Below are 25,502 nucleotides of genomic sequence, written 5' to 3' on the forward strand. Positions count from 1 at the left end.
AGTTGGACTCGCGGAGAGTCCCCCTCACCCGGAATCCGCGCCTTCAGCGCGCATTCCGGCCTCTCCCCGCAAGCGGGGAGAGGCGAAGAAATCTCAATCGACATCGTTCAGGGTCGCGAACAGTGTCTGGCGTGACGCGACCGCGGTGATGGCGCCGATCAGCACCGCCTGGACCGCGAGCACGATGTAGCCGGATGGCCGTAGCGAGAAGGTGCCGAGTAGCGCGGCGAACTGGTCGCCGACGGGGGTGCCGGAGAACCAGCCGGCGATCGACTCGGAGAAGCCGAACACCAGCATGGCGGCGCCGCCACCGATCACGCCGCCCTCCAGGCCGAGCCTGAGGAAATGGCGCAGGAAGCGGTTGGCGATGTAACGGTCGCCGGCGCCGACGAAATGCAGGACCTCGACGATCGGGCGGTTCGCCGCCATGGCGCCGCGGGTCGCAAACGACACCGAGATGATGGTGGCGATGATGACCAGCGCGAGGATGCCGATGCCGGCGAGGACGGTGGCATTGGTCATCGAGCGCATACGCTCGATCCAGGCACGGTGATCATCGACACTCGCGCTCGGCGCCACCTGGGTGACGCGTGCGCGCAGGGCGCCGAGATCGAGCGGCGTGCCCGGTTGCACGCGCGCGATGATCATGCGCGGTACCGGCAGATCGTCCATCGACAGGCCCGTGCCGAGCCAGGGCTCGAGCAGCTTTCCGCTTTCATCCTTGGTGAACGGCTTGACCTCGACGATGCCGGCTTGCGCGCGCATCGCCTCCGTCACCGCCGCGGTGTCGCGTTCGAGATCGCGGCCGGCCAGCGGACGGACCTGGATGGTGATTTCGCTGGCGACCTCCGACTGCCATTCGGCGGCGGAAGCGCTGACCAGCAGCACCGTGCCTGTTGTCATCGAGGCGAGGAAGGTCATGATGGCGACGACGGCGACCAGCGCGCGGCCGTGGATCGAGGCACGCGGCACGATCGGCGACATATTGCGTGCCTTGGCCGGAAGCTGCGGACGCTCCTGCCCGAGGTCGACCAGCACGCCGCGCTCGTCGGTCCTACTCATAGACGTGCAGCCGTCCCTGATGCAGCACCAGGCGCCGCGCCTCGTACTGGTCCATCAGGCCGATGTCGTGAGTCGCGATGATGACGGCCGTGCCTGATTTGTTGAGCTCGATGAAGAGCCGCAGCAGGCGGCGGCCGAGCGTCGGGTCGACGCTGCCGGTCGGCTCGTCCGCGAGCAGCAGTTGCGGGCGCGAGATCACCGCGCGCGCGATCGCCGCGCGTTGCTTCTCGCCGCCGGACAGGATCGGCGGCAGCGCATCCATGCGGTCGCCGAGGCCGACCCAGCGCAGGAGATCGATGACCTCCTTGCGATAGCTCGACTCGCTACGGCCCATGACGCGGAACGGCAGCGCGACATTCTCATAGGTCGTCATGTGGTCGAGCAGGCGGAAATCCTGGAGCACGATGCCGATGCGCTTGCGCAGGTCGGCGATCTCGTCCTTGCCGAGCCGCGAGATATCGTGGCCGAACAGATTGACCAGGCCCCGCGTCGGCCGATGCGACAGGAACAACAGGCGCAACAACGAGGTCTTGCCGGCACCGGACGGTCCGGTGAGAAACTGAAACGAATGCGCCGGGATCTGGAAACTGAGGTCGCGCAAGATCTCCGGCCCCAGACCGTAACGCAATCCGACATTTTCGAACCGAACCAAGCTCAGCTCCGTTCGAGAGGGGGCGCGGGCCGCACGGCTGTGCCCCGCCATACGCGATTAACGGGTTTTGCGACCGTTATGGTTTCCGGTTCGTTAACGCTCGCCCGGTAGCATAAGGGCCGCCCGGTTCTCCGCGACCGTGGCATCGTCAAGACCAGTCCAAGTCCTCGTTCATGCATCAAGGCTCGTCCATGCATATCGTCTGCCCCCATTGTACGACATCCTACGCCATCAAGCCCGCGAGCTTGGGCGCGAACGGCCGAACGGTGCGCTGCTCCCGTTGCAAGGAGACGTGGGTCGCCCATGCTGAGGATGCCATCGAGGAGGCGTCCGTCCCGGCCATGGCCGCGGCCAGCCAGGCCGAGGACCAGTCCGACCTCGCCGAGCAGTGGAACTCCTACGCCAAGGACGACAGCGCGGCCGACACCCCGATGGTCGAAAGCCCCTCGATCGCCAGCGACTGGCCGAGCGAGGACACCAAGGAGATCGAGGACGAGTGGTCAGCGGCGGCCCGGGCGCCGAGGAGGACGTCGCCGGCGCGCAGCATCAGTCCTGGTTCCGCGGCCTGTTCCGTCGCCGCGGCGCGAGGGTCAGCCGCCCGGCCGCCGCCACGGCGCCGCGAAAATCCTATTTCGGCCTGCCGACCGCCTGCGCCGCCATGGGCGCGCTCGTCCTGGCGCTGGTGATCTGGCGCGGCGACATGGTGCGGCTGCTGCCGCAGACGGCGGCGTTCTACAAGATGGTCGGGATCGAGGTTAATCTGCGCGGACTGGCCTTCAAGGACGTCAAGCTGTCCAGCGAAACCGTCGACGGTAAGCAGGTGCTGGTGATCGAGGGCGTGATCGTCGGCGAAGGCAAGAAGCCGCTCGACATCCCGCGCCTGCGCTTCGCCGTGCGCGACGCGCAGGGCGCCGAGATCTACGCCTGGAACACGGTGCTGGAGCAGACCCTGCTGCGGCCCGGCGAGCGCGCCTTCTTCCGCTCGCGCCTGGCCTCGCCGCCGCCCGAGGGCCGCAATATCGACGTTCGCTTCTTCAACCGCCGCGACATTGCCGGCGGCAGCGTATAATCAGCCTCGCAAGCGGGAGTTGGTCCCAAGGTTTGCTCTCATGCCGAAAATCCTGATCGCCGACGACGAGGATTCGATGCGCACGCTGGTGGCGCGCGCCATCGCCATGGACGGCCACGAGACCGTCACCGCGCAGGACGGCGCCGAGGCGCTGGAGATCCTGACCCGCGAGGACGGCGCGTTCGACCTGCTGCTCACCGATATCCAGATGCCTGTCATGGACGGCATCGCACTGGCCCTCTCCGCTGCGCGCGATTTCCCCGACCTGACCATCCTGCTGATGACCGGCTTTGCCGACCAGCGCGAGCGCGCCTCGAACCTCAACGCGCTGGTGCACGACGTCGTGACCAAGCCGTTCTCGGTCGCCGACATCCGCACCGCGGTGGCGGACGCGCTGGCGGCGAAGAAGGGGTAGCGGCAGTTCAAGCCGCGGCTGTAACGCAAGCTCCGTCCGCATCCACGGCGTCGTCCCGGCGAAGGCCGGGACCCATACTCCCAGGGAGTGGTCGTAGCGCGAATGGGTAACTCCGAGTCTTCGCCAAACCCAACCCTGTGGCTATGGGTCCCGGCCTTCGCCGGGACGACACCGAGAATTGTTGGACGTCCCGGAGGCTAACTCACCGACCGCTCAAAAATCCTTCAGCAGGCGCTCGAGATAGTCGAGCTCGATCTGCGGACGCGAGGTATCGCCTAAGCGTCGGCGGAGCTCTTCGAGGATGCGGCGGACACGCTGGGCGTCGATCTCGCCGGGAATCTTGACGGTGTAGTCGTCGCTCAGATCACGGCCGTGAAGCGGGCGGCCCAGCGGATCGGTCTGATTGGCGCCGCTCTGCTGACGGCCGGCCCTATTGCCGGGACCATCGCCCTGCCCGTCGCCATCGCCCTGCTGCATCGCCTCGGCCATCTTCTGCGCGCCCTTGCGCAAGGCCTCGAGGGCCTTACCCTGCGAATCCACGGCGCCGTCGGCATTGCCCTCGCCGAGCTTCGATCCGGCATCGCCCATGGCCCCGTCGGCATCGTCCAGACTGCTGTCGTCATCGCCCTGGTCGCCGTCCTGATCGCCATTCTGGCCGGGCTCACCCTGCTGCCCCTTCTGCCCTTGCTGCTTCTGACCCTTTTGTCCCTTCTGCGCGAGGCCGCGCTTGGCGAGCTCGTCCTGCAACTTCTTCAGGCGGTCGCGCAGCGCCTGCTGGTCCTGCTGAAGGTCCGACATCGACTGGTCGCCCTGCTGCTTGCCGCGCGAGCGTTCGCGCCGGGAATCCTGGCCCTGCTTGAACGTCTTGTCGCGCAATTGCTGCTGCTTGCGGATCATGTCGCTGAGCTCGTTGAGCGCCTGCTCCATGTCGCTGTCGCCGGATTGCCCGGGCTGCGCCATCTGGAGATTTTCCATGATCTGCGCGAGCTGCTCGAGCATGCGCTGGGCCGCCTCGCGATTGCCTTCGCGCGCCGCCTTCTCGATCTGCCTCAGGAGGTCGTCGAGATCGCGTTGCGTGATGACGTTGCGATCACGGCTGGAGGATTGGCTCCGTTCCGTTGCCCGCTTGTATTCCTCGAGCTTCTGGATGGCGTCGGACTGGTTGTTCAGGCTCTTCCCGGATTCCTTCTGCCTGAGGCTGTCGCCGGAATCCTGCATGGCCTTCTCGGCGCTGTCGAGCAGCGCATCGGGATCCTGATCCAGCTGGGCCGCGACCGGCGAGACGCCGCCCAACAGGAAGGCGAGGCAGGCGATCGACATCGCCTTGAAGACTGGCACGCGTGCTAGCTTCCGCATTTCCGGTCTCGCGTAAACTGGTTGGCCCCGTCGTTGCCCGCCTTGGCCCGGTTGCTCGCCGATTTCCGATAGGCCTGAAGCTGCTGGCGAAGTGCGTCCTGCTGCTGCGCCAGCTCCTCGAGCTGCTCGGGCGTCGCATGCTGGGTCTTCTGTCGCAACTCGACGGCCTTGTCGAGGATGAGCTGGACCTCCGCGGGGAACGGCTGCCGCGGTCCGAGCGGATTTTGCTCGGCGCGCCGGGCGAGGTCGCGCACCTTGCCGGCCATGGCCTCGCGGAGCTTTTGCGTCAGTACCCTGATCTCGTCCTCGCTGGCGCCGCGTTCCAGCGCCGCCTTGAGTGCGTCCTGCGCCGAGCGCAGCGCCGCGTTGACGCTGCCGGCGACGCCGTCGTCCTCGATGGTGACCGCGAACGCCCACATGCTCGCCACCACCTCGCGCAGCGCGTCGTCGGTGCGGGCCGCCTCGAGCTGGGACGCCAGATTGCGGAGGCCGAGATAGCAGCCGGCATCCGGCGTGAACAATTCGGGCGCGATCATCAGCGCGTCGAGCGCGGTGTAGACCTCGGAATTCCTGTTGGCGTCGAGCGCGAGGATGCGGCGCTGCTCGATCAGCGCGCGCGCGAGCGAGTTCGTGAACAGACGCTCGGGCAGACGCATGTTGAAGGGCTCGCTGCGTGCCTCGTTGCCGGCCTCGTCCTTGGCGGTGAGCGTCAGCGTGACGTCGGCGCCGGCATAGGGATCCTCGCTGAGGTCCTTCACCGTCTGGCCGACGCCGTTACGGGTGCGCGCGTTCGGCAGCACCAGCGGGAATTGCGGCGGCTGGAACAGCGGCCGCGCCGCGCCCTTGGCGTCGGCGTCCTTGCTGTTCTCTTTGGCGCCATTCTTGCCGGCGTCCTTGACGTTATCCCTGGTGTCGGCGGGGCGCAGCGCAATGTGCGCGTCGGCGCCGGTGACGCCGTAATCGTCCTCGATCTTGTAGGAGAGCTGGAGCGCGCCGCGCGCCTGGCGCTCGGGGTCCTTGGCGAGCGCGATCGTCGGCGGACGGTCCGGGGTTGCCGCGAAGGCCCATTGCGGCTGGCCGGAGGGCGCGCGGACATGCGCGGTGCCGTCGGCGGCGATGGCGAAGTGCTTTTCGTTGGTGCCCTTGGGCGCGGCTTCCGTGGGGGCGACCTCCTTGAGGCCGCCGGAGACCGCGACATCCAGGCTGCCGCCGGAGGAACGTACGATCAGGGTCGAGCCCGCGGGAACGGCAAGCGGGCCGCTGGCAGGCAGTGCTGCGGCTTCCTTGTTGGCGGCCGACAGGATGATCGGCGGCTTGCCGGTGTAGAGCGGCGGCGTCACCCAGGCATCGACCCGAACATTGGTCGGAGCCAGCACGCCGTTCCAGTCGAAGGCGGCCCCAAGCCGCATCGCACGCTCGTCGCCGGCAGCGAAGAAGGTCGCAACCAGCATCACCATGACGAGCGCGCGCAGCGCCCAGGGATCGTGGAGCGCGAGCCGCGGATGCGGCAGACCGGCGCGGATGCGCTTGAGTGAGGCCAGCGTGCGCTCGCGCTGGGCCTGCCACAGCGCCTTGGCAACCGGGTCCTGCGAGGTCAGCGTGTCCGTGAGCGTGGTGGCCGGGCGGTGACGGATGCCGGAGCCACGATCGAGCCGGCTCAGCGCCTCCTCACGGCTCGGCCAGCGGAAGCGAATCAACGGGAACAGGGCGGCAATCGCGATGCCGGCGAAAATGACGAGACCAATGGCGCGGGCGACGAACGGCACGGACAGCCAGAGGCCGGCCCAGGACACCACCAGGAACAGGCCGACGACGGTCAGAAGCCGCGCCAGGTTCGGCCAGGCACGCTCCCACGCGATGGCATAAATGGCCCGATCGAGGGCCTGCGCCAGCTTCAGCCGCGACAGAGCGTCCCCATCGCGGATCGGGTCTGACGGGTCGGGGGTGACGCCGTTCAATCAGCTCTCCAGGTTGCCCGGTAGAGAGAAGCCTATCACAACGGCAGCACTGAGGCATCCGTTCCTGGACGGGAGACACCCCTTTTCCCGCATAACACGAGGACGTGACTGGCCCGGCTCGACCCCGTAATTTCCGCGGCGCCATCCCGAGGAAAACGAAGGAAACGCCATGGACAAGAAGATGCACGACAAGGGCCTGGAAGTCCGCAAAGCGGTGCTGGGCGAGGCCTATGTCAACAATGCCCTCAAGAACGTCGACGATTTCAACCGTCCGTTCCAGGAAATGCTCAACGAATATTGCTGGGGCACGGTGTGGGGCCGCGAGGAACTGCCGCGCAAGACCCGCAGCATGCTCAACATCGCGATGATCGCGATCCTCAACCGCCAGCACGAATTCCGCGCACATCTGAAGGGCGCGCTGACCAACGGCGTCACCCGCGAGGAGATCCGCGAGATCCTGATGCAGGTCGCGATCTATGGCGGCATGCCGGCCGCCGTCGACAGTTTCCGCATCGCGCGCGAGGTGTTTGCGGAGATCGATGGGAAAGCGTGAGCGGCAAGCCGCCCTCCGCCGTCGTCCCGGACAAGCGTAAGCGCAGATTCGGGACCCATAGCCACAGGCCGACCCATAGCCACAGGCCGATGTGGTTGCGGGGACTCGGAGTTACCGCTTTCGCGCAACAATTCCTGCCTGTGGTTATGGGTCCCGGATCGGCGCGCGCTTAAGGCGCGCTGGTCCGGGACGATACCGAGGGTGGAGTGCGCATCTTTCACAACAACGAACAACAACCACAAGGAAACACCATGGACATCGGATTCATCGGGCTTGGAAACATGGGCTTCCCGATGACACGGCGACTGATCGAGGCGGGACACAAGCTCGTCGTGTTCGACATGCGCAAGGAGGTCGTCGAAAAGCTGGTGGCGCGCGGCGCCACGCCAGCGACATCGCCGAAGGACGTCGCCGACCAGGTCGAAACCGTGATGGCGAGCCTGCCCTCGCTACAGGCTTCGCTCGAGGTCGCGACGGGCGCGAATGGCGTGATCGAAGGCAAGCGCGCGAAACGCTTCATCGATCTCTCCACCATCGGCTCGGCGATGGCTGCGAAGATCCACGGCCTCTTGGCCAAACGCGACATCGTGCAGATCGACTGCCCCGTGTCCGGCGGAGTCGGCGGCGCCGAGAAAGGCACGCTGGCGGTGATGGTCTCGGGGCCGAAGGCGGAGTTCGAACTTCTGAAGCCCGCGCTCGACGTGATCGGAAAAGTGTTCTTCATCGGCGAGAAGCCGGGCGCGGCGCAGACCATGAAGCTCGCCAACAATTTCCTCTCGGCCACCGCGATCGTGGCGACGTCGGAAGCCGTGGTGATGGGCGTCAAGGCGGGGCTCGATCCGGCGGTGATGATCGACGTCATCAATGCGGGCTCCGGCATGAACACCGCGAGCCGCGACAAGTTTCCGCGCTCGGTGCTGCCGCGCACGTTCGATTTCGGCTTCGCCACTGGATTGATGGTGAAGGACGTGCGGCTGGCGCTGGAGGAGATGAAGCAGCTCGGCCTGTCGATGGAAGTCGCGGATGCGGTCGGACGGTTGTGGGAGACGGTGATCAGCGCCGAAGGCGCAGAATCCGATTTCACCGCGGCCATCAAGCCGATCGAGCGGAAGGCGGGGGTGGTGGTCGGAGCGAAGGGCGGGTTGGCGGGGAAGTAGCGCCCCACACTCTCCTCGTCGTCCCGGCCTAGTGCGCAATTGCGCGCGGGGGCCGGGACGACACTGAGTTTGTGGCACCCTCACCGCCTCACAGCCACGGCGCCGGCGTGTCCATCGCGATCAGCTGCTCGACCTCGATGCGCGGGCGCACCACAGCGTATTGGTCGCCCTTCACCAGCACCTCGGGCACCAGCGGCCGCGTGTTATAGGTGCCGGCCTGTACCGCGCCATAGGCGCCGGCGGTCATGATGGCGAGCAGGTCGCCCGGCTGCGGCGTCGGCAGCGTGCGGTCGAGCGCGAGGTAGTCGCCGGTCTCGCAGACCGGACCGACGACATCGGCCATGATGGTGGCAGCGCCCTTGGCGGGCTGCGTCACCGGCAGGATGTCGTGATGCGCCTCGTACAGCGTCGGGCGGATCAAATCATTCATGGCGGCGTCGATGATCACGAAATTCTTGCCGTCGCCGTGCTTCACGTAGATGACCTTGGTGACCAGGATGCCGGCGTTGCCGACGATCATGCGCCCCGGCTCGAACATCAGCGTGCAGCCGAGATTGTGGCTGACGCGCTTGACCATGGCGGCGTAGGCATCGGGCGCCGGCGGCGCCTCGCGGTCCATGTAATAGGGAATGCCGAGGCCGCCGCCGAAATCGACATGGCTGATGTTGTGGCCGTCGGCGCGCAGCGTCTGCACGAATTCGGAGAGGATCCGGAATGCGGTCTCCATCTTGGAGAGGTCGGTGATCTGGCTGCCGATATGGACATCGGTGCCCGTGACCTCGATCCCCGGCAGCTTCGCGGCGCGGGCATAGACCTCGCGGGCATGGGCGATTGGAATGCCGAACTTGTTCTCGGACTTGCCGGTGGAGATTTTTGCGTGCGTGCCAGCATCGACGTCCGGATTGACACGCACGGAGATCCGCGCGGTCTTGCCCATCTCGGTCGCAAGCCGCGACAACAGCTCGAGCTCGGGCTCGGATTCGACGTTGAGACAGAGGATGTCCGCGGCCAGCGCGGCGCGCAGCTCGTCTTCGGTCTTGCCGACGCCGGAGAACAGGATCTTAGCCGCTGGGATGCCCGCGGCCAGCGCACGCTTCAACTCGCCGCCGGAGACGACGTCGGCGCCGGCGCCTAACTTGGCCAGCGTGCGCAGCACCGACTGGTTGGAGTTCGCCTTCATGGCGTAGCAGACCAGCACCTTCTCGCCGGCGAAGGCATCCGTGAAGACGCGGTAGTGCCGCTCCAGGGTTGCGGTCGAGTAGCAATAGAACGGCGTGCCGACGGTTGCGGCCAGCTCGGACAGGTTCACCGCCTCGGCGTGCAGCACGCCGTTGCGATAGTCGAAATGGTTCATGGCGCAGGCTCGGTTGTCCCGGCTTATTGCTTGCCGGGAGGTTCGTCCAGGAGCGGGTCGAGAATAAACGGTTTCTTCCTGCCCTTGGCCGCCGCGGGCGCGGCATCCACCCCGTAGGTGGGATTGAACACGCTCGGCGTCCTCTGGGCTTCGGTCTCGGTGTCGGTCGGCGCCGCGCCGTTGGGTGCATTGGAGGCCGTCGGCGGCAGATCCAGCGGGCCCTTGCGGCCGCAGCCGGCGAGCGCCAGCGCCGTCACGCTAAGGACAATGATGGCCCACCCCGAGCCGGCCGGGCGAAACTTTGACGTCACGACGAAATCCCCACTACGCGGCGCGCACCATACAGAGATTGGCGCGCTCTGGCGAGAGCCGGATGACCATGAAACATCAGCGAAATTTTGCCCTCAGCCCGATTTTCGCTCTTTTTGCAGCCGCTTCGCCCAAGCCTTGGCCTGCGACGCCACGTTCTTCGGCGCAGTGCCGCCGAAGCTGGTCCGGCTCTTTACCGACGATTCGACCGAGAGCACGCCGAGCACGTCCTTGGTGATCTTCGGCTCGATCGCCTGCATCTCCTTCAGCGGCAGCTCGTGCAGCGCGACGCCGCCTTCGGCGGCCTTGGCCACGATCCGGCCGGTGACGTGGTGGGCTTCGCGGAACGGCATCTTCAGCGTCCGCACCAGCCAGTCGGCGAGATCGGTCGCGGTAGCGTAACCCTCGCCGGCGGCCGCCTTCATCTTCGCTTCATCGGGCACGAGGTCGCGGACCATGCCGGTCATGGCGCGGATCGCCAGCGACAGCGCGGCAAACCCCTCCATCGCGCCCTGCTTGTCCTCCTGCATGTCCTTTTGATAGGCGAGCGGAAGGCCCTTCATCACGATCAGAAGCCCGTTGAGCGCGCCGATGACGCGGCCGGTCTTGGCGCGCACGAGCTCGGCGGCATCCGGGTTGCGCTTCTGCGGCATGATCGACGAGCCGGTGGTGAACTTGTCGCTGAGCCGGATCAGGCCCACCAGCGGCGAGGTCCAGATCACGATCTCCTCTGCAAAGCGCGACATGTGCACGGCGCAGATCGAGGCCGCCGACAGTGTCTCCAGCACGAAGTCACGGTCGGACACCGCATCGAGCGAGTTCGCCATCGGCCGGTCGAAGAGGAGCGCCTTCGCGGTGGCGTGGCGGTCGATCGGAAACGAGGTGCCGGCGAGCGCGGCCGCGCCCAGCGGGGATTCGTTCAGCCGCTTGCGCGCGTCCTGGAAGCGGCCGCGGTCGCGCGCGGCCATCTCGACATAGGCAAGCAGGTGGTGGCCGAAGGTGACGGGCTGCGCGGTCTGCAGATGCGTGAAGCCGGGCATCACGGTCGCGGCGTGCTCCAGCGCACGCTCCACCAGCACCTGCTGGAACACGGCGAGCGCCGCATCGGTCTCATCGATGACGTCGCGGACGAACAGGCGAAAATCGGTCGCGACCTGGTCGTTGCGCGAGCGTGCCGTGTGCAGCCTTCCGGCGGCGGGGCCGATCAGCTCGGACAGGCGGCTCTCGACATTCATGTGAATGTCCTCGAGTGCGCGCTTGAACGCGAAGCCGCCCTTGCCGATCTCTGACAAAATCGTGTCTAGACCCTTGCCGATATTTTTCGCATCAGAGGCCGTGATGATGCCCTGGCTGGCGAGCATCGCGGCGTGGGCCTTGGACGCGGCAATGTCCTGGGCGAAGAGGTGACGATCAACGTCGATGGAGACGTTGATCTCTTCCATGATCTCGTCGGGACGTTCCGAGAACCGGCCGCCCCACATCTTGTTGCTCATGATCCCCTGCTCACGCCTTGATTTGCCGCACGTTTGCTGGCCGCCGCCAGCCGTATTAAGAGGCCCCTGATAGCCATATCTGCGACCGGATGACAAACGATATGCTCGACAAGTCGCCCTCCGCCACGCGCCGGATCCCCCTCGTCATCGCCACCGTGGCGATCGGGGGTCTGGCCGGTTTCGCCGCGCTGTACGGGCTGGGCCTGAGCCGAGCGCCGTCGGGCGATCCGTCCTGCCGGTCCGCGGTGGCGACCGCGCAGAAAATCGCGCCGCTCGCCCACGGCGAGGTGGCGGCGCTGACCATGGCGAGCGCTCCGTTGAAGCTGCCCGACCTCGCCTTCGAGGACGCCGACGGCAAGCCGAAGAAACTGTCCGATTTCCGCGGCAAGACGCTGCTGGTGAACCTCTGGGCCACCTGGTGCGTGCCCTGCCGCAAGGAGATGCCGGCGCTGGACGAGCTTCAGGGCAAGCTGTCGGGCCCGGATTTCGAGGTGGTGGCGATCAATATCGACACCCGCGACCCGGAGAAGCCCAAGACCTTCCTGAAAGAGGCCAATCTGACCCGGCTCGGCTATTTCAACGACCATAAAGCCAAGGTTTTTCAAGATCTTAAGGCGATAGGCCGGGCGCTGGGGATGCCGACTTCGGTGCTGGTCGACCCGCAAGGCTGCGAGATCGCGACGATCGCGGGGCCGGCGGAATGGGCGAGCGAGGATGCGCTCAAGCTGATCCGCGCCGCGACGGGCAAGGCCGCCGCGTCGCTTTAAGATTTCAGGCCGTCACGTTCAGATTGCCGCCGACGCCGGGGCCGACATTGGCGAGCGAGGGCTGACCGGCGCCCAGCAGCGTCAGGACGGTGGATTTCTCCATGTCCATGTTCTGCCTGGTCAGCGTCGCCGCGATATTCGATTGCAGCGCGCCTTGCTGAGCGGCCAGCATGGTGCTGACCATCGCCATCATGTCCATTACGCGAACCCTCTTACCGGCCGTAACCTAGGCGCGAGGGGTTAACGAGAGGTGAGCGGAGAAGTCTCGTGTCCCGGACAAGGTGCGGCACGAAGTGACGCGCCGCAGAGCCGGGACCCACACCTTAGTGTGCACGCTTCTGGGCCCCGGCTCTGCAGCGCATCGCTGAAGAAGCGCTGCGCAGCGTCCGGGGCACCATTGCCTTACCTTGTCGGAACCGGCTTGGCGCCGCGATAGTCGTAGAAGCCGCGCTGGGTCTTGCGGCCGAGCCAGCCGGCCTCGACGTATTTCACCAGCAGCGGGCACGGACGGTACTTGGAGTCGGCCAGCCCCTCGTGCAGCACCTGCATGATGGAGAGGCAGGTGTCGAGCCCGATGAAATCGGCGAGCTCCAACGGGCCCATCGGATGGTGCGCGCCGAGCTTCATCGCGGCATCGATCGCCTCGACGTTGCCAACGCCTTCGTACAGCGTGTAGATCGCCTCGTTGATCATTGGCAGCAGGATGCGATTGACGATGAAGGCCGGGAAATCCTCGGAGACCGCGACCTGCTTGCCGAGCCTGGCGACGAATTCCTTGGACGCCTCGAAGGTCGCATCGTCGGTGGCGATGCCGCGGATCAGCTCCACCAGCTCCATCAGCGGCACCGGGTTCATGAAGTGAATGCCGATGAAGCGCTCCGGCCGGTCGGTGGCGGCGGCGAGCCGGGTGATCGAGATCGACGACGTATCGGAGGCGACGATCGCCTCCGGCTTCAACACGGCGCAGAGCTCGTGGAAGATCTTGCGCTTGACCTCTTCCTTCTCGACCGCGGTCTCGATCACGAGATCGCAGTCGGCGAGGTCGTCCAGCTTCTCGGCAAGCTTGATCCGCGCCATCGCCTTGGCCTTGTCGTCCTCGGTGACGACCTTCTTGGAGACCTGCCGCGCCAGATTGCCATTGATGGTGGCCATGCCCGACTTGAGGCGGTCGGCCGAGACGTCATTGAGCACCACGTCGAGGCCGGCCAGCGCCGCGACATGCGCGATGCCGTTGCCCATCTGACCCGCGCCGATCACGCCGACCTTCTTGATCACTGCCGCCATAATGTCATCCACCGGAACGGCGCGCATGTCGCGCCTGCCTATCCCCTTGAGCCGGGAGTCCGATTTAATCAGAACCTTGGCTCGAAACCTAGATTGGATCGCTTCGAAGGCGGCCCCACGCCAAAGAAAACGCCTCAAAAAAGCAACACCGGCCGGAGTTTATAGCTCCGGCCGGTGTTTTTGGCTCGTTTTACTTGCCGAGCTTGCCGAGTTCGGCCGTCAGCTCCGGAACCGCCTGGTAGAGATCGGCCACCAGGCCGTAATCGGCAACCTGGAAGATCGGCGCATCCTCGTCCTTGTTGATCGCGACGATCACCTTGGAGTCCTTCATGCCGGCCAGATGCTGGATCGCGCCGGAAATGCCGACGGCGACGTAAAGCTCGGGGGCCACGACCTTGCCGGTCTGGCCGACCTGCCAGTCGTTCGGCGCATAGCCGGCGTCGACCGCCGCGCGCGAGGCACCGACGCCGGCGCCGAGCTTGTCCGCGAGCGGCTCGATGTACTTGGCGAAGTTTTCCCGGCTCTGCATGGCGCGGCCGCCGGAGACGATGATCTTGGCCGAGGTCAGCTCGGGACGGTCGCTCTTGGCGACCTCCTCGCCGATGAACGATGACAGGCCCGGATCGGCGGCCGCCGCCACGTTCTCGACCGGCGCACTGCCGCCTTCACCTGCTGCGGCGAAGGTGGAGGTCCGCACCGTGATGACCTTCTTGGCGTCCTTCGACTTCACCGTCTGGATGGCGTTGCCGGCATAGATCGGACGCTCGAAGGTGTCGGGCGCGACCACCTTGATGATCTCCGAGACCTGCATGACGTCGAGCAGGGCTGCGACACGCGGCATCACGTTCTTGAAGCGCGAGGTCGCGGGCGCGACGATCGCGTCATAGCTAGACGCCAGCGAGACGACCAGCGCGGCCAGCGGCTCGGCGAGATCGTGCGCGTAGAGGTCGCCATCGGCGAGCAGCACCTTCTTGACGCCGGCAAGTTTGGCGGCGGCATCCGCCGCGGCCTTGGCGTTCTGGCCGGCCACCAGCACCTCGACGTCCGCGCCGAGCGCGGCAGCCGCGGTCAGGGCCTTGTTGGTCGCGTCCTTCAACGAAGCATTGTCGTGTTCGGCAATCAGAAGCGTCGTCATCAGAGCACCCCGGCTTCGTTCTTGAGTTTCGACACCAGCTCGGCGACGTCCTTGACCTTGACGCCCGCCTTGCGGCCCGCCGGCTCCGTCGTCTTGAGAATCTCGAGACGCGCGGCGACGTCGACGCCGTAATCGGCGACGGTCTTGTCCGCGATCGGCTTCTTCTTGGCCTTCATGATGTTGGGCAGCGAGGCATAGCGCGGCTCGTTGAGACGCAGATCGGTGGTGACGATCGCCGGTCCCTTCAGCTTCACGGTCTGGAGACCGCCGTCGACTTCGCGCGTGACCTTGAAGTCAGAACCTTCAACCTCGAGCTTGGAGGCGAAGGTCGCCTGCGACCAGCCGAGCAGCGCGGCCAGCATCTGGCCGGTCTGATTGGAGTCGTCGTCGATCGCCTGCTTGCCGAGGATGATCAGGCCCGGCTGCTCTTCTTCAGCAACCTTCTTCAGGATCTTGGCGACCGCGAGCGGCTCGACATTGCCCTCGGCCTTCACCAGGATGCCGCGGTCAGCGCCCATGGCAAGACCGGTGCGGATCGTCTCCGACGCCTGCGCCGGTCCGATCGAGACCACCACGACCTCGGTCGCCTTGCCGCCTTCCTTCAGGCGGAGCGCTTCCTCGACTGCGATTTCATCGAACGGGTTCATGGACATTTTGACGTTGGCGAGTTCAACGCCCGATCCATCGCTCTTGACGCGGACTTTGACGTTGTAATCGACCACCCGCTTTACCGGCACTAAGACCTTCATCGATCCTCTTTCACTCAATTTGGGAGGGGGGTATCAACTGGCGCGGAACCTAAAGGCCTGATCAGGCCCGGTCAACGCGCGAACGAGCCAAATTTTAGACCTTAGAAATGCGCCCGCTCAATGGGTCAGCGGTTCTGGCCGGGAACCCAGAGCACGTCGCCGGCGCCATTCCCGTTAGCGGTTCGGCTGGCCACGAACAGGAAGTCCGACAGGCGGTTCATATATTGGATGCCAGCCGCGCTGACCGGCTCGCCGGGCTGAGCAGCCAGTTTCACCATCACCCGTTCCGCCCTGCGGCATATTGTGCGCGCGACATGGAGATGGGCCGCGGCCGGCGTGCCGCCCGGCAGCACGAAGGAAGTCAGCGGCGCGAGCTTGTCGTTGAGTGCGTCGATGTCGCGCTCGAGCCGCTCGACCTGGCTCTCGACCACCCGCAGCCGCTCCGCTTTGCCTTCACGCTCGGGCACCGCAAGATCGGCGCCGAGATCGAACAGATCGTTCTGGATACGGCCAAGCATCGCGTCGAGCTCGGGCACATCCGAGGTGTGGAGCCGCACCACGCCGATCGCGGCATTGGTCTCGTCCACGGTGCCATAGGCCTCGATGCGCAGATCGTATTTCGGACGACGCTCGCCCGAGCCGAGCGCCGTCGTGCCGTCGTCACCGGTTTTCGTGTAGATGCGGTTCAACGTGACCATTTAGCGCCCCATGGCCCAGACTGCGAGCATGGCAAGGATGATCGCCACAAACTGAAGCAGCACGCGCCAGCGCATCAGCTTCTGCGAGATATTGGGCGAGCCGCCGCGCATCATATTGATGAGCCCGAGCAGCAACACGAGCGCCACGGCGCCGACCGCGATCGGCAGGATGAAAGTACTCAAGATAGATGCCATTAGGGGTAGATAACACCGTGGTTGCCGATGCGCCATGGTGCCGCGGCAGCCACCGGCGTCATTCCGGGGCAATGCGACGGGACCGCGCGACGCGCGGCCCGGAGCATCGAGCCCGGAATCCATCGCTCCAGGTGCGCTGCGGCTAAATGGATTCCGGGCTCGCGCTGCGCGCGCCCCGGAATGACGCCGGAGAGGGACAGGCTATCGCCTGCGCGATCTGGCTTTTAGGCCAATAATATCAGAAGCTAGCTCGATGATCTTGGATTTGATGCAGCCGCCTTTTACCTCGCCCCGCTTGCGGGGAGAGGTCGAATTCGATCGCAGATCGACTTCGGGTGAGGGCGGCTCTCCGCGAATCCCACTCTCACCATCCTTGCGGAGGCTTCCCCTCACCCGCCGCGCTCTGGCGCGCCATTGCGCTGCCACGCGCGTCGGCTTCTCCCCGCAAGCGGGGCGAGGCGAACGACGCTGCGAGCGTAGGAGTGAGTCGACAGCCAATACAGGTCGCGCATGAAAGCGATCCGCTACATCTACGTCGTCGTGATGGACGCGTTCTACACGTTCCTCGCTGACGATGGCTGGGCGATCGCGAGCCACATCGCGCTGTCGACGCTGATGGCGCTGTTCCCGTTCCTGATCGTGCTGACCTCGCTCGCCGGCTTCTTCGGCTCCAAGGAACTCGCCGATCAGGCCGCCAGCCTGATGCTCCAGGTCTGGCCCAAGCAGGTCGCCGATTCGATCTCTGGCGAGGTCCACGACGTGCTGACTACGACCCGCACCGGTATCCTGACCATCGGCGCGGCGCTGTCGGTCTATTTCGCCTCCAACGGCGTCGAGGCACTCCGCGTCGCGCTCAACCGCGCCTATGCGGTGGTGGAGATGCGGCGCTGGTACTGGCTGCGGCTGGAATCGATTGCCTACACGTTGATTGCAGCCTTCACCGCACTCGCCATGGCATTCCTGATCGTGCTCGGTCCGCTGATCATCGAGGCGGCACGGCGCCACATTCCGTTGTTCGTCGAGTCAAACGAAAGCATTCTCACCTGGCTACGCTATGGCATCACCGTCAGCGCGCTGGTGGTGGCGCTGCTCATCCTGCACGCTTGGCTGCCAGCGGGACGCCGCAGTTTCCTCCAGATCCTGCCCGGCATCGTCTTCACCATCGTGGCGTCGCTGATCTCGAGCATCGTGTTCGGCCAATATCTGGCGCGCTTCGCCAATAACTACGTGACGATGTATGCGGGGCTGGCCTCGGTGATCATCGCGCTGGTGTTTCTGTATTTCATCGCCGCGATTTTCGTCTACGGCGGCGAACTCAACGCCGCGATCATCAAGTCGCGGCTGCCTCACGGCGTGTCGCTTCAAGCAGCGCAGTCGCTAAAGCCCGCGGAGACACAGGCTTGACCAGGAAGGCGTCGGCACCGGCCTCGCGCGAAGCTGCCTCGTCCTCGCCGCGACCGGAAACGCCGATGATGGGGATCTGAGCCAGCGGCGTCGGCAGCGTGCGGATCCGCCTGATGGCCTCGACGCCGTCGATGCCCGGCAGCACCATGTCCATCAGCACCGCGTCGAACCCTCCTTGCGCCAGCCGACCGACCGCATCCTCGCCGCGACCGATGAACTCGGCATGATGGCCGAGCTCGGTCAAAATGGTGTTGAGCACCACGCGGCCGAACGGATTGTCCTCGACGCTCAGCACGCGGAGGGCAGCCACCGCCTCGGGCTCGCTACCGTTCTTTCCTTTGCGCGATTTGCCCGATCCCGCCGCATCCAGCGACACCGTCAGCGTGAACGTGGCGCCGCCGCCGCGGCGCGGAGCGACCGTGATGTCGCCGCCCATCGCGCGCGCCAGCTGCTTCACCGAGGATAGACCCAGACCGGCGCCGCCGAAGCGCGAGGCAATGGTGACATTGGCCTGAGTGAACGGGCGGAACAGCCGCTTGATTTCGGCCATGGTAAGGCCGATGCCGCTGTCGGACACCGCGAAGGCGATGCCGACCCTGCCCTTATCCTTATCCTTGGCCTTGCCTTTGCGCTCGTCCTTGACGGGGCGCCAGGGCGCCACCGCAAGCGCCACGCCGCCCTGATCGGTGAATTTCACGGCATTGTCGATCAGGTTTTCGAGCGCAGCGCGCAGGCGGACGGGATCGCCGACCACCAGTCCCGGCAACTTCTCGGAGATGTCGACCTGGGCCTGAAGACCCTTGGCCGCGGCGCGGCCGGCCAGCGAATCGCCGGCGCTGCGGGCAAGCGTCCTGAGATCGAACAGGTCCTGCCGCAGCGTGCTTCCCCCCTTTCCTGTCCGGGCAGCGTCCACAAACAGGGTTGCAAGGCTCGCCAGATGTTCGGCGCCGGCCTTGATGGTGTCGGCCCAGCGCCGCTCCCGCTCGCCGAGATCGGAGGTCGCGAGCAGGTCGCTGATCGCCAGAATACCGGTCAGGGGGGTGCGGACCTCATGGGCAAAGGCGGCGAGCGCGGCCTGGACCACGTCAGGCGCGACCACCTTGGTGCTGCGCTTACGCAACCGGCCGGCCGCCCCGGACCGCTTCCGAGGCGGTCGCCTGGACGTTCGCGTGGTGCGCATTGGGCGCGTTTTCGCCGCCATAGATCCCCTTCGAACCCCGGGCTCTCGGGCAAGCATGGCACGGCGGAACACCCGGAGTCACGGCGGCGTTTGGCTAACCCCCAGAGAAACTTAACCTAATCCCACCGATCGGCGGATGCCGGCCGGTGTGGCGCCGGCGGCGCGCAATTCCCGCAGGCCGGTCGAGCGGCTCGATTTCGACAGCTTCCGCCCCTCGCCGTCGCGGATCAGAGCGTGGTGGCGATAAGCCGGTTCCGCCAGGCCAAGCAGGACCTGCAGCAGGCGGTGTACCGATGTGGAGTGAAACAGGTCCTGGCCCCGCACGATCTCGCTGACGCCCTGGAGGGCGTCGTCGACCACCACGGAGAGATGGTAGCTGGTCGGCGTCTCCTTGCGGGCGAGGATCACGTCGCCCCAGGCTTCCGGTCGCGCCGACACGATGCCGCGCTCGCCATCGGGCCCTGCGCCGAGTTCGTTCCAAGTTAGGCCGGCGACGCGCCGACAGGCAGCCGCCATGTCGAGCCGCAGCGCGTAAGGCACACCGGATCTCATCAGCCGCTTGCGCTCGCCGGCCGGCAGCGACTTGGCGTCGCCGGGATAAAGTGGCGCGCCATCGGGATCGCGTGGCCATGGCCCATCCACCTCGCGCGCGGCTATGAGCTTTGCGATCTCGGCGCGGCTTTCGAAGGCGGGATAGACGAGACCGAGCGCAGAGAGCTTTTCCAGCGCGGCACGATAGTCGGCAAGATGCTCGGACTGTCGCCGCGCCGGTGTCTCCCAGGAGATTCCGAGCCAGGCGAGATCCTCGTAGATCGCCGTCTCATAGTCCGGTCGGCAGCGCGTCGCGTCGATGTCCTCGATCCGCAGCAATAGCCGCCCGCCGGTCTCGCGTGCACGTTCGAAGTTCAGCAGCGCGGAATAGGCGTGGCCGAGATGCAGGAAGCCGTTTGGGCTCGGGGCAAATCGGAAAACGGGTGGCATGAGTTCTCGGTGTATTCGTCATTGCCGGGCTTGACCCGGCAATCCATCTTCCAGGACTCTTGTGAGGAGATGGATGCGCGGGTCCCGCCTAGGCCGAAGGCTTCGGCGGACTTTACGGTATTGGGCCAGCGTAGCTCTAGCAGAGACGGCAAGCCCGCGCATGACGAGTTGAGCAAGTAATGACCATCCACCTCGAATCCCAGTCCGATCTCGAAGAGGCCGTCCATGCGCTGATCAAGCGCGATCCGCGCCTCAAGCCCGTGCTGGAAATCGCCGGCATGCCCGCCTTGCGGCGGCGCGAGCCGGGTTTTGTGGGGCTTGCCCATATCGTGTGCGGGCAGCAGCTCTCGACGGCGAGCGCGGCGGCGATCTGGGGGCGGCTGGCCGCCGCCTTCGATCCGTTCGACCATGAGGCGGTCCGCCGCGCCCGCACCGACCGGCTGGGGCGACTCGGCCTGTCCGCCGCCAAGATCAAGACGCTGAAACACCTTGCGCGCGAGATCACGGCGCAACGGCTGAACCTCGAAGTGCTCGCCGAAGAGGATGCCGACGCCGCGCATCACACGCTGATCTCGCTGCCCGGCATCGGCCCCTGGACTGCCGACGTCTATCTGCTGTTTTGCCTGGGCCATGGCGACGCCTGGCCGGCCGGCGACCTCGCCGTGCAGGAGGGGATCAAGCTTGGTCTCGGCCTGAAGACGCGGCCGACGGAGAAGCAGATGGCGCCGCTCGCCGAACCCTGGCGTCCGCTGCGCGGCGCGGCGGCGCATCTGTGGTGGAGCTACTATCGCGCGGTGAAGAAGCGCGAGGGCGTGCTGGCTGGATCGGGCTAGCCCCGCAGCATCGCGCGATCGGCCCGGGCGCATTCGGCGACGAAGTCGACCACGGCGCGCACCGCGGGAAGCTCGACGAGGTCGGGATGCGCCAGCAGCCACAGGTCCGCAACGCTGGCGAGCTTCTGCGGGGCGACGCGCACGAGATCGGAATAGGTTCCGGCGACGAAGCACGACAGCGCGGAGATTCCGATCCCGGCGCGGACCGCCGCCAGCATGTCGCCCTGCGACGAGCAGCGCATCACCACCCTGGCCTGCCGGGTGACGACGTTGCTCCAGCGCGCAAGCTGCGCATTGGACGCCTGATCTGCGAAGCCGATGACGCTGTGCCCCTTCCACTCGCCGCGCCGTTCCGGCAAGGAACGCCCGGCTGCATAGTCGTGCGAGGCATAGAACCCCGTGCCGAGACGGCCGATCTTGCGGCCGACCAGGTTTTCCTCGCCGCTGTCGACAGGCCGCAACACCACGTCCGCCTCGCGCCGGCGCACGCTCGCCGGAAACGGGTGGGTGATGATCTCGAGCTGGATGTGATCGTGCGCGCGCAGGAAGGCAGGTAGGCGCGGCATCAGCCAATGCGAGGCCAGCGTCGCACCGATCGACAGCTTGACGGTGCCGCGCGCCTCATGCCCTCCCGCCGAGAGGGCCTTCTCCGCCCGCAGCGCCGCCGCAGCCATCGCCTCAGCATGCTCGCGCAGTGTCCGCCCATCTGCCGTCAGCGCCAAGCCGTCGGCGGCGCGCGCCACCAATCTGGTGCCCAGCTGGGCTTCCAGCGCCGCGATCTTGCGGCTGACGGTCGGATGGCTGGTATGCAGCCTTCGGGCGGCCGCGGTGAAGCTGCCGGTATCAGCGACCGCGACGAAGGTCTTGCAAAGGTCCCAGTCCACCGGCAGCCCCTGTTCATATTTGGATAGCAGTCTGTTCAATATTGAACGATGGGAGCCCGCAGTCCAAGCCTTATAATGGAGGGCAAATAAGCCACGGGCGGCAAACCCGCCCGCGACAATCAACAGGGAAACGCCTCGTCATCCGCCCGCCGGCGGTCGGCGTTTCGGGAGGACATCATGGCGCTGCCCGCACTCTTGAAGGATTCGCTCGCGCTGCCAGTGGTCGGCTCGCCGCTCTTCATCGTCTCCGGGCCCGAGCTGGCGATCGCCCAATGCAAGGCCGGTGTCGTCGGCTCGTTTCCGGCGCTCAACGCCCGTCCGGTCGAGAAGCTCGACGAGTGGCTGAGCCGCATCGAGAACGAGCTTGGCGAATACAAATCGCTCCATCCGGGCAAGAAGGTCGCGCCCTACGCGGTCAACCAGATCTGCCACGCCTCCAACGACCGGCTGATGAAGGACATGGAGACGTGCGTGAAGCACCGCGTACCCATCATCATCACCTCGTTGCGACCGCCGTCGGAGATCGTCGAGGCCGCGCATTCCTATGGCGGCCTCGTGTTCCACGACGTCATCAACGTCAAGCACGCGCGCAAGGCCGCAGAGCAAGGCGTCGATGGCCTCATCCTGGTCTGCGCCGGCGCAGGTGGACATGCCGGAACGCTTTCGCCTTTCGCGCTGGTGCGTGAAGTCAAGCAATGGTTCAAAGGCACGATCCTGCTGTCGGGCGCAATCAGCGACGGCTTCGCCATCGCCTCCGCCCTGACGCTCGGCGCCGATCTCGCCTATATGGGCACGCGCTTCATCGCGACGAAGGAAGCCAACGCCGAGGAAGCCTACAAGTCCGCGCTGACGCAGCATGCCGCCCACGACATCGTCTACACCAACCTGTTCACCGGCGTGCACGGCAACTATCTCGGCCCTTCGATCGCCGCCGCCGGACTCGATCCGGACAATCTGCCGATCGCCGACAAGACGAAGATGAATTTCGGCTCCGGCGGCAACATGAAGTCCAAGGCCTGGCGCGACATCTGGGGATCGGGTCAGGGCATAGGCCAGATCACCGATGCGCCTGAAGTCGCCGAGCTGGTCGACCGGATGAAGGCGGAATTCGATCAGGCGCGACGGGATTTCCTGCTGCGCGCCAGCGCCTGACGTTTCGGACTGACAATCATACGGGAGGACATCATGAAGCTGGCAGCCGCTCTGATTGGCATGTCGTTGCTGACGCTTGCCGCCGGCAGCGCTCATGCCGAAGGCAGCGACGAGATCCGCATCGGGCAAACCCTCCCGTATAGCGGTCCGGCATCCGGCTTCGGCGCGATCGGACGGACGCAGGAAGCCTTCTTCGAGAAGATCAATGCCGAAGGCGGCATCAACGGCCGCAAGGTCAAGTTCATCACGCTGGACGACGCCTACTCGCCGCCGAAGACGGTTGAGCAGACCCGCAAGCTGGTGGAGCAGGACGAGGTGCTGATGATGTTCGGCTCGCTCGGCACCGCCACCAACAGCGCCGTGCAGCGCTATCTCAACGGCAAGAAGGTGCCGCAGCTGTTCGTGCTCTCCGGTGCCACCAAATGGGCCGATCCGCAGAAATATCCGTGGACCATGCCCGGCATGGCGGCCTACGAGTCCGAGGGCGTGGTCTATGCCAAGCACGTGCTGCGCACCAAGCCCGACGCGAAGATCGCGATTCTATCCCAGAACGACGATTTCGGCCGCGACTACGTCGCCGGTTTCAAGCGCGCGCTCGGCGACAAGGCCGCCGGCATGATCGTCGCGGAGCAAAGCTACGAGACCAGCGCGCCGACGATCAGTTCGCAGCTGTCGACCCTGAAGGCCTCGGGTGCCAACGTGCTGTTCGGCGTGGTGCTCGGCAAGTTCACCTCGCAGATGATCAAGGGCGTCGCCGAGATCGGCTGGAAGCCCGATCTGTTCTTCGTGCCGACCTCCGCCTCCTCGATCTCGTTCCTGGAGCCGGCCGGGCTCGACAACGCGGTCGGCCTGATCTCGTCGAGTAATCAGAAGGACACGATGGACCCGCAATGGGCCAGCGATCCCGGTGTGAAGGAATACTTCGCCTTCATGAAGCAATACATGCCGACCGCGGACCTCTCCAACTCCAATTACGCGGCCGGCTATCACTATGCGACGCTGCTGATGACGGTGCTCCGGGCCTGCAAGAACGATGTCAGCCGCGACAACATCATGCGTCAGGCGGCCTCGCTGAAGGAGGTGAAGCTGCCGCTGCTGCTCCCCGGCATGTCGGTCTCGACCGGCCCGGACGACTATCTGCCGTTCCAGCAGCTTCAGCTCCGCCGCTTCAACGGCAAGAGCTGGGTCGGCTTCGGCGACGTGCTGGACGATCGCTAGGTCGAACGGGAGGACACGCCATGATCATCAGCGGCGAACGCCGGATCGGCTATGACGACATCCAGGCCCGCGTCAGGCGGGCGATGAGCGGATTCCGCACCATGGGTCTTGCCGAGGCCGCACCGGTCGCCATGATGCTGCGCAACGATTTCGCCCTGTTCGAGGTGGTTGCGGCCTCCGCTGCGCTCGGCAGTCCGGTGGTGCCGATCAATTGGCACCTGAAGGCCGAGGAGGTCCGCTACATCCTGACCGATAGCGGGGCCAAGATCCTGGTCTGCCATGCCGATCTGCTGCCGCAGATCCGCGGCGGCGTGCCGGCGGATGTCCGCCTCCTCGTCGTCGCGACGCCGCCCGAGCTCGCAGCGACCTTCGCCATTCCCCCCGAGCTGGCGGCGGTCCCGGCAGGTCTGACCGATTGGGACCGCTGGCGCGACACTCACCCGGAATCACGGGAGCCGCCGCGCCGCGCCGCCGCGATGATCTACACCTCGGGGACCACCGGCATGCCGAAGGGCGTGCGGCGCATGCCGATGCAGCCGGAGCAGGCGGCCGCCTCCGAACGCGTCGGCGCGATCGCCTACGGCATCAAGCCGCGGGACAATCAGGTCGTGCTGATCAATGGGCCGATGTATCACTCGGCGCCGCATTCCTACGGCATGATGGCGTTCCGGAACGGTTGCACGATTATCCTGCAGCCGCGGTTCGACGCCGAAGAGCTGCTGGCGCTGATCGAGCGTCACCGCGTGACGCATATCCACATGGTGCCGACCATGTTCGTCCGCCTGCTGCGCCTGCCCGAGGCGGTCCGGCAGCGCTACGATCTCTCGTCGCTGCGTTTCGTCGTCCACGGCGCCGCGCCCTGCCCGCCCGAGGTCAAGCGGGCCATGATCGATTGGTGGGGGCCCGTCATCAACGAATATTTCGGCTCCACCGAGACCGGCATCCCGGTGTGGCACTCGGCGGAGGAAGCGCTGAAGAAGCCCGGCACGGTCGGCCGCGCCATCGAGGGCGGCATCGTCAGTATCTTCCGCGAGGACGGCAGCGTCTGCGGTGTCAACGAGGTCGGCGAGATCTACATGCGCCAGACCGCGGTGCCTGATTTCGACTATCACGGCAAGGCGCAGGCACGGGCGGAGGCAGGCCGGGACGGACTCGTCAGCGTCGGCGACGTCGGCTATCTCGACCCGGACGGCTATCTGTTCCTGTGCGACCGCAAGCGCGACATGGTGATCTCCGGCGGCGTCAACATCTATCCCGCCGAGATCGAGAACGTGCTGATCGCGATGCCCGGCGTGCGCGATTGCGCCGTGTTCGGCATTCCGGACGCGGAATATGGCGAGCGGCTCTGCGCCTGCATTGAGCCCGAGATAGGCGCGCAACTCTCGGCCGCCGCGGTACAGGCCTTTCTCCGCGAGCGGCTGGCCAACTTCAAGGTGCCGAAGGAGGTCCAATTCCTGGACGCTCTGCCGCGCGAGGCGACCGGAAAGATTTTCAAGCGCAAGCTGCGCGATCCCTATTGGGCGGAGCGGAGTCCGGGCGGATCTTAGCCGAATCCAGGGCTGAAGGATCGTCCGGCATATTCCGTCCGAGCAGGGCCATATGCTGGCATTGCTCGGGTCCTCGGCTTTTGGCGGCCTGCGAAAC

General features: G+C 65.9%; 25 protein-coding genes and 1 pseudogene. 10 read left to right on the forward strand and 16 right to left on the reverse strand.

The genetic code is table 11. The features are described 5' to 3' along the window. Nucleotides 1-93: 93 nt before the first annotated feature. Nucleotides 94-1,062, reverse strand: a complete 969-nt coding sequence (locus CWO91_RS09725) for a cell division protein FtsX (protein WP_130213272.1) — start codon at nt 1,060-1,062, stop codon at nt 94-96. Then, nucleotides 1,055-1,714 carry a cell division ATP-binding protein FtsE gene (gene ftsE / locus CWO91_RS09730; RefSeq protein WP_020508614.1) on the reverse strand — a complete coding sequence of 220 codons (660 nt, stop codon included), beginning with the start codon at nt 1,712-1,714 and terminating at the stop codon, nt 1,055-1,057. The genes CWO91_RS09725 and ftsE overlap by 8 nt, the downstream gene beginning before the upstream one ends. Before the next feature lie 191 nt (nt 1,715-1,905). On the opposite strand from ftsE, the pseudogene CWO91_RS09735 reads away from it, so the two are divergent. Both CWO91_RS09735 and CWO91_RS09740 read left to right on the forward strand, forming a co-directional pair. Further along, nucleotides 1,906-2,783, forward strand: a pseudogene (locus tag CWO91_RS09735) (MJ0042-type zinc finger domain-containing protein). 40 nt (nt 2,784-2,823) lie between these two features. Next, a complete protein-coding gene (locus CWO91_RS09740) occupies nt 2,824-3,198 on the forward strand; it encodes a response regulator (RefSeq protein ID WP_025033579.1) in 375 nt (124 codons plus the stop codon). 213 nt (nt 3,199-3,411) lie between these two features. Here the strand turns inward: CWO91_RS09740 and CWO91_RS09745 are convergent, their stop codons facing one another. Further along, nucleotides 3,412-4,554, reverse strand: a complete 1,143-nt coding sequence (locus CWO91_RS09745) for a DUF4175 family protein (protein WP_130213273.1) — start codon at nt 4,552-4,554, stop codon at nt 3,412-3,414. Further along, on the reverse strand, nt 4,542-6,512 hold the full coding sequence (locus CWO91_RS09750) for a TIGR02302 family protein (protein ID WP_130213274.1): 1,971 nt from the start codon (nt 6,510-6,512) through the stop codon (nt 4,542-4,544). Before CWO91_RS09750 ends, CWO91_RS09745 begins: the two co-directional genes overlap by 13 nt. A gap of 169 nt (nt 6,513-6,681) precedes the next feature. Here CWO91_RS09750 and CWO91_RS09755 point away from each other — a divergent pair, with 169 nt between their 5' ends. Further along, complete coding sequence (locus tag CWO91_RS09755; RefSeq protein WP_028134137.1) at nt 6,682-7,065, forward strand: carboxymuconolactone decarboxylase family protein; 384 nt, start codon at nt 6,682-6,684, stop codon at nt 7,063-7,065. A gap of 251 nt (nt 7,066-7,316) precedes the next feature. Then, on the forward strand, nt 7,317-8,222 hold the full coding sequence (locus CWO91_RS09760; protein ID WP_130213275.1) for an NAD(P)-dependent oxidoreductase: 906 nt from the start codon (nt 7,317-7,319) through the stop codon (nt 8,220-8,222). 88 nt (nt 8,223-8,310) lie between these two features. Here CWO91_RS09760 and lysA read toward each other — a convergent pair whose 3' ends face one another. The 3 genes from lysA to argH all read right to left on the reverse strand — a co-directional run bounded on the left by lysA (nt 8,311) and on the right by argH (nt 11,378). Beyond that, nucleotides 8,311-9,576: a diaminopimelate decarboxylase gene (gene lysA, locus CWO91_RS09765; protein ID WP_130213276.1), complete on the reverse strand. Its 1,266-nt coding sequence runs from the start codon at nt 9,574-9,576 to the stop codon at nt 8,311-8,313. 23 nt (nt 9,577-9,599) lie between these two features. Beyond that, nucleotides 9,600-9,887 (reverse strand): LPS translocon maturation chaperone LptM, encoded by a 288-nt coding sequence (gene lptM, locus CWO91_RS09770; RefSeq protein WP_130213277.1) that lies wholly within the window; start codon nt 9,885-9,887, stop codon nt 9,600-9,602. A 93-nt stretch (nt 9,888-9,980) separates the two neighbouring features. Then, complete coding sequence (argH, locus tag CWO91_RS09775; protein WP_130213278.1) at nt 9,981-11,378, reverse strand: argininosuccinate lyase; 1,398 nt, start codon at nt 11,376-11,378, stop codon at nt 9,981-9,983. A gap of 101 nt (nt 11,379-11,479) precedes the next feature. Between argH and tlpA the strand changes: the two genes are divergently transcribed. Further along, the gene (gene tlpA, locus CWO91_RS09780) at nt 11,480-12,145 is read left to right on the forward strand and encodes a thiol:disulfide interchange protein TlpA (protein ID WP_130213279.1); all 666 of its coding nucleotides are present in this window, start codon (nt 11,480-11,482) and stop codon (nt 12,143-12,145) included. A gap of 4 nt (nt 12,146-12,149) precedes the next feature. On the opposite strand, the gene CWO91_RS09785 is transcribed toward tlpA, so the two are convergent. From CWO91_RS09785 to CWO91_RS09810, 6 genes are all read right to left on the reverse strand, one after another. Beyond that, nucleotides 12,150-12,344, reverse strand: coding sequence for a putative motility protein (locus tag CWO91_RS09785; protein WP_130213280.1), 195 nt, complete (start codon nt 12,342-12,344; stop codon nt 12,150-12,152). A 203-nt stretch (nt 12,345-12,547) separates the two neighbouring features. Continuing rightward, complete coding sequence (locus tag CWO91_RS09790) at nt 12,548-13,429, reverse strand: 3-hydroxybutyryl-CoA dehydrogenase (protein WP_130213281.1); 882 nt, start codon at nt 13,427-13,429, stop codon at nt 12,548-12,550. A gap of 190 nt (nt 13,430-13,619) precedes the next feature. Continuing rightward, nucleotides 13,620-14,564 carry an electron transfer flavoprotein subunit alpha/FixB family protein gene (locus tag CWO91_RS09795; protein ID WP_130213282.1) on the reverse strand — a complete coding sequence of 315 codons (945 nt, stop codon included), beginning with the start codon at nt 14,562-14,564 and terminating at the stop codon, nt 13,620-13,622. After that, on the reverse strand, nt 14,564-15,313 hold the full coding sequence (locus CWO91_RS09800; RefSeq protein WP_130213283.1) for an electron transfer flavoprotein subunit beta/FixA family protein: 750 nt from the start codon (nt 15,311-15,313) through the stop codon (nt 14,564-14,566). Before CWO91_RS09800 ends, CWO91_RS09795 begins: the two co-directional genes overlap by 1 nt. Nucleotides 15,314-15,438: 125 nt before the next feature. Then, nucleotides 15,439-16,011: a cob(I)yrinic acid a,c-diamide adenosyltransferase gene (locus tag CWO91_RS09805; RefSeq protein WP_130213284.1), complete on the reverse strand. Its 573-nt coding sequence runs from the start codon at nt 16,009-16,011 to the stop codon at nt 15,439-15,441. Further along, nucleotides 16,012-16,206, reverse strand: coding sequence for a twin transmembrane helix small protein (locus tag CWO91_RS09810; protein ID WP_130213285.1), 195 nt, complete (start codon nt 16,204-16,206; stop codon nt 16,012-16,014). It abuts the gene before it with no gap. A gap of 510 nt (nt 16,207-16,716) precedes the next feature. Here CWO91_RS09810 and CWO91_RS09815 point away from each other — a divergent pair. Further along, complete coding sequence (locus tag CWO91_RS09815) at nt 16,717-17,610, forward strand: YihY/virulence factor BrkB family protein (protein ID WP_130213286.1); 894 nt, start codon at nt 16,717-16,719, stop codon at nt 17,608-17,610. Here the strand turns inward: CWO91_RS09815 and CWO91_RS09820 are convergent. Both CWO91_RS09820 and gluQRS read right to left on the reverse strand, forming a co-directional pair. Next, nucleotides 17,537-18,811, reverse strand: a complete 1,275-nt coding sequence (locus CWO91_RS09820) for an ATP-binding protein (RefSeq protein ID WP_130213287.1) — start codon at nt 18,809-18,811, stop codon at nt 17,537-17,539. The genes CWO91_RS09815 and CWO91_RS09820 overlap by 74 nt on opposite strands. A gap of 90 nt (nt 18,812-18,901) precedes the next feature. After that, nucleotides 18,902-19,771, reverse strand: a complete 870-nt coding sequence (gluQRS, locus tag CWO91_RS09825) for a tRNA glutamyl-Q(34) synthetase GluQRS (protein WP_130213288.1) — start codon at nt 19,769-19,771, stop codon at nt 18,902-18,904. A 179-nt stretch (nt 19,772-19,950) separates the two neighbouring features. Between gluQRS and CWO91_RS09830 the strand changes: the two genes are divergently transcribed. Further along, a complete protein-coding gene (locus CWO91_RS09830) occupies nt 19,951-20,604 on the forward strand; it encodes a DNA-3-methyladenine glycosylase family protein (protein WP_130213289.1) in 654 nt (217 codons plus the stop codon). Here CWO91_RS09830 and CWO91_RS09835 read toward each other — a convergent pair. Further along, nucleotides 20,601-21,488 (reverse strand): LysR family transcriptional regulator, encoded by an 888-nt coding sequence (locus CWO91_RS09835; RefSeq protein WP_130213290.1) that lies wholly within the window; start codon nt 21,486-21,488, stop codon nt 20,601-20,603. The genes CWO91_RS09830 and CWO91_RS09835 overlap by 4 nt on opposite strands. A 177-nt stretch (nt 21,489-21,665) precedes the next feature. On the opposite strand from CWO91_RS09835, the gene CWO91_RS09840 reads away from it, so the two are divergent. The 3 genes from CWO91_RS09840 to CWO91_RS09850 are packed head-to-tail and all read left to right on the forward strand — an operon-like array spanning nt 21,666 to nt 25,405. Beyond that, nucleotides 21,666-22,640: an NAD(P)H-dependent flavin oxidoreductase gene (locus tag CWO91_RS09840; protein WP_130213291.1), complete on the forward strand. Its 975-nt coding sequence runs from the start codon at nt 21,666-21,668 to the stop codon at nt 22,638-22,640. A gap of 33 nt (nt 22,641-22,673) precedes the next feature. Continuing rightward, nucleotides 22,674-23,858 carry an ABC transporter substrate-binding protein gene (locus CWO91_RS09845; RefSeq protein WP_130213292.1) on the forward strand — a complete coding sequence of 395 codons (1,185 nt, stop codon included), beginning with the start codon at nt 22,674-22,676 and terminating at the stop codon, nt 23,856-23,858. Beyond that, entirely contained in the window at nt 23,822-25,405 is a 1,584-nt protein-coding gene (locus CWO91_RS09850; protein WP_283810943.1) for an acyl-CoA synthetase, read from the forward strand. Before CWO91_RS09845 ends, CWO91_RS09850 begins: the two co-directional genes overlap by 37 nt. Nucleotides 25,406-25,502: the final 97 nt, after the last annotated feature.

It is taken from the genome of Bradyrhizobium genosp. SA-3 (assembly GCF_004212635.1).
Lineage (GTDB): Bacteria > Pseudomonadota > Alphaproteobacteria > Rhizobiales > Xanthobacteraceae > Bradyrhizobium.

Bases quoted from the DNA above. Each gene is read 5' to 3' on its own strand.
- CWO91_RS09760 (WP_130213275.1), top strand. From the start codon at position 7,317: ATGGACATCGGATTCATCGGGCTTGGAAACATGGGCTTCCCGATGACA.
- gluQRS (WP_130213288.1), bottom strand. From the start codon at position 19,771: ATGCCACCCGTTTTCCGATTTGCCCCGAGCCCAAACGGCTTCCTGCAT.
- CWO91_RS09840 (WP_130213291.1), top strand. From the start codon at position 21,666: ATGGCGCTGCCCGCACTCTTGAAGGATTCGCTCGCGCTGCCAGTGGTC.
- CWO91_RS09845 (WP_130213292.1), top strand. From the start codon at position 22,674: ATGAAGCTGGCAGCCGCTCTGATTGGCATGTCGTTGCTGACGCTTGCC.
- tlpA (WP_130213279.1), top strand. From the start codon at position 11,480: ATGCTCGACAAGTCGCCCTCCGCCACGCGCCGGATCCCCCTCGTCATC.
- CWO91_RS09815 (WP_130213286.1), top strand. From the start codon at position 16,717: ATGAAAGCGATCCGCTACATCTACGTCGTCGTGATGGACGCGTTCTAC.
- CWO91_RS09740 (WP_025033579.1), top strand. From the start codon at position 2,824: ATGCCGAAAATCCTGATCGCCGACGACGAGGATTCGATGCGCACGCTG.
- CWO91_RS09805 (WP_130213284.1), bottom strand. From the start codon at position 16,011: ATGGTCACGTTGAACCGCATCTACACGAAAACCGGTGACGACGGCACG.
- CWO91_RS09820 (WP_130213287.1), bottom strand. From the start codon at position 18,811: ATGGCGGCGAAAACGCGCCCAATGCGCACCACGCGAACGTCCAGGCGA.
- argH (WP_130213278.1), bottom strand. From the start codon at position 11,378: ATGAGCAACAAGATGTGGGGCGGCCGGTTCTCGGAACGTCCCGACGAG.
- CWO91_RS09725 (WP_130213272.1), bottom strand. From the start codon at position 1,062: ATGAGTAGGACCGACGAGCGCGGCGTGCTGGTCGACCTCGGGCAGGAG.
- lysA (WP_130213276.1), bottom strand. From the start codon at position 9,576: ATGAACCATTTCGACTATCGCAACGGCGTGCTGCACGCCGAGGCGGTG.
- CWO91_RS09755 (WP_028134137.1), top strand. From the start codon at position 6,682: ATGGACAAGAAGATGCACGACAAGGGCCTGGAAGTCCGCAAAGCGGTG.
- CWO91_RS09795 (WP_130213282.1), bottom strand. From the start codon at position 14,564: ATGACGACGCTTCTGATTGCCGAACACGACAATGCTTCGTTGAAGGAC.
- CWO91_RS09790 (WP_130213281.1), bottom strand. From the start codon at position 13,429: ATGGCGGCAGTGATCAAGAAGGTCGGCGTGATCGGCGCGGGTCAGATG.
- CWO91_RS09830 (WP_130213289.1), top strand. From the start codon at position 19,951: ATGACCATCCACCTCGAATCCCAGTCCGATCTCGAAGAGGCCGTCCAT.
- CWO91_RS09810 (WP_130213285.1), bottom strand. From the start codon at position 16,206: ATGGCATCTATCTTGAGTACTTTCATCCTGCCGATCGCGGTCGGCGCC.
- CWO91_RS09800 (WP_130213283.1), bottom strand. From the start codon at position 15,313: ATGAAGGTCTTAGTGCCGGTAAAGCGGGTGGTCGATTACAACGTCAAA.
- CWO91_RS09745 (WP_130213273.1), bottom strand. From the start codon at position 4,554: ATGCGGAAGCTAGCACGCGTGCCAGTCTTCAAGGCGATGTCGATCGCC.
- CWO91_RS09785 (WP_130213280.1), bottom strand. From the start codon at position 12,344: ATGGACATGATGGCGATGGTCAGCACCATGCTGGCCGCTCAGCAAGGC.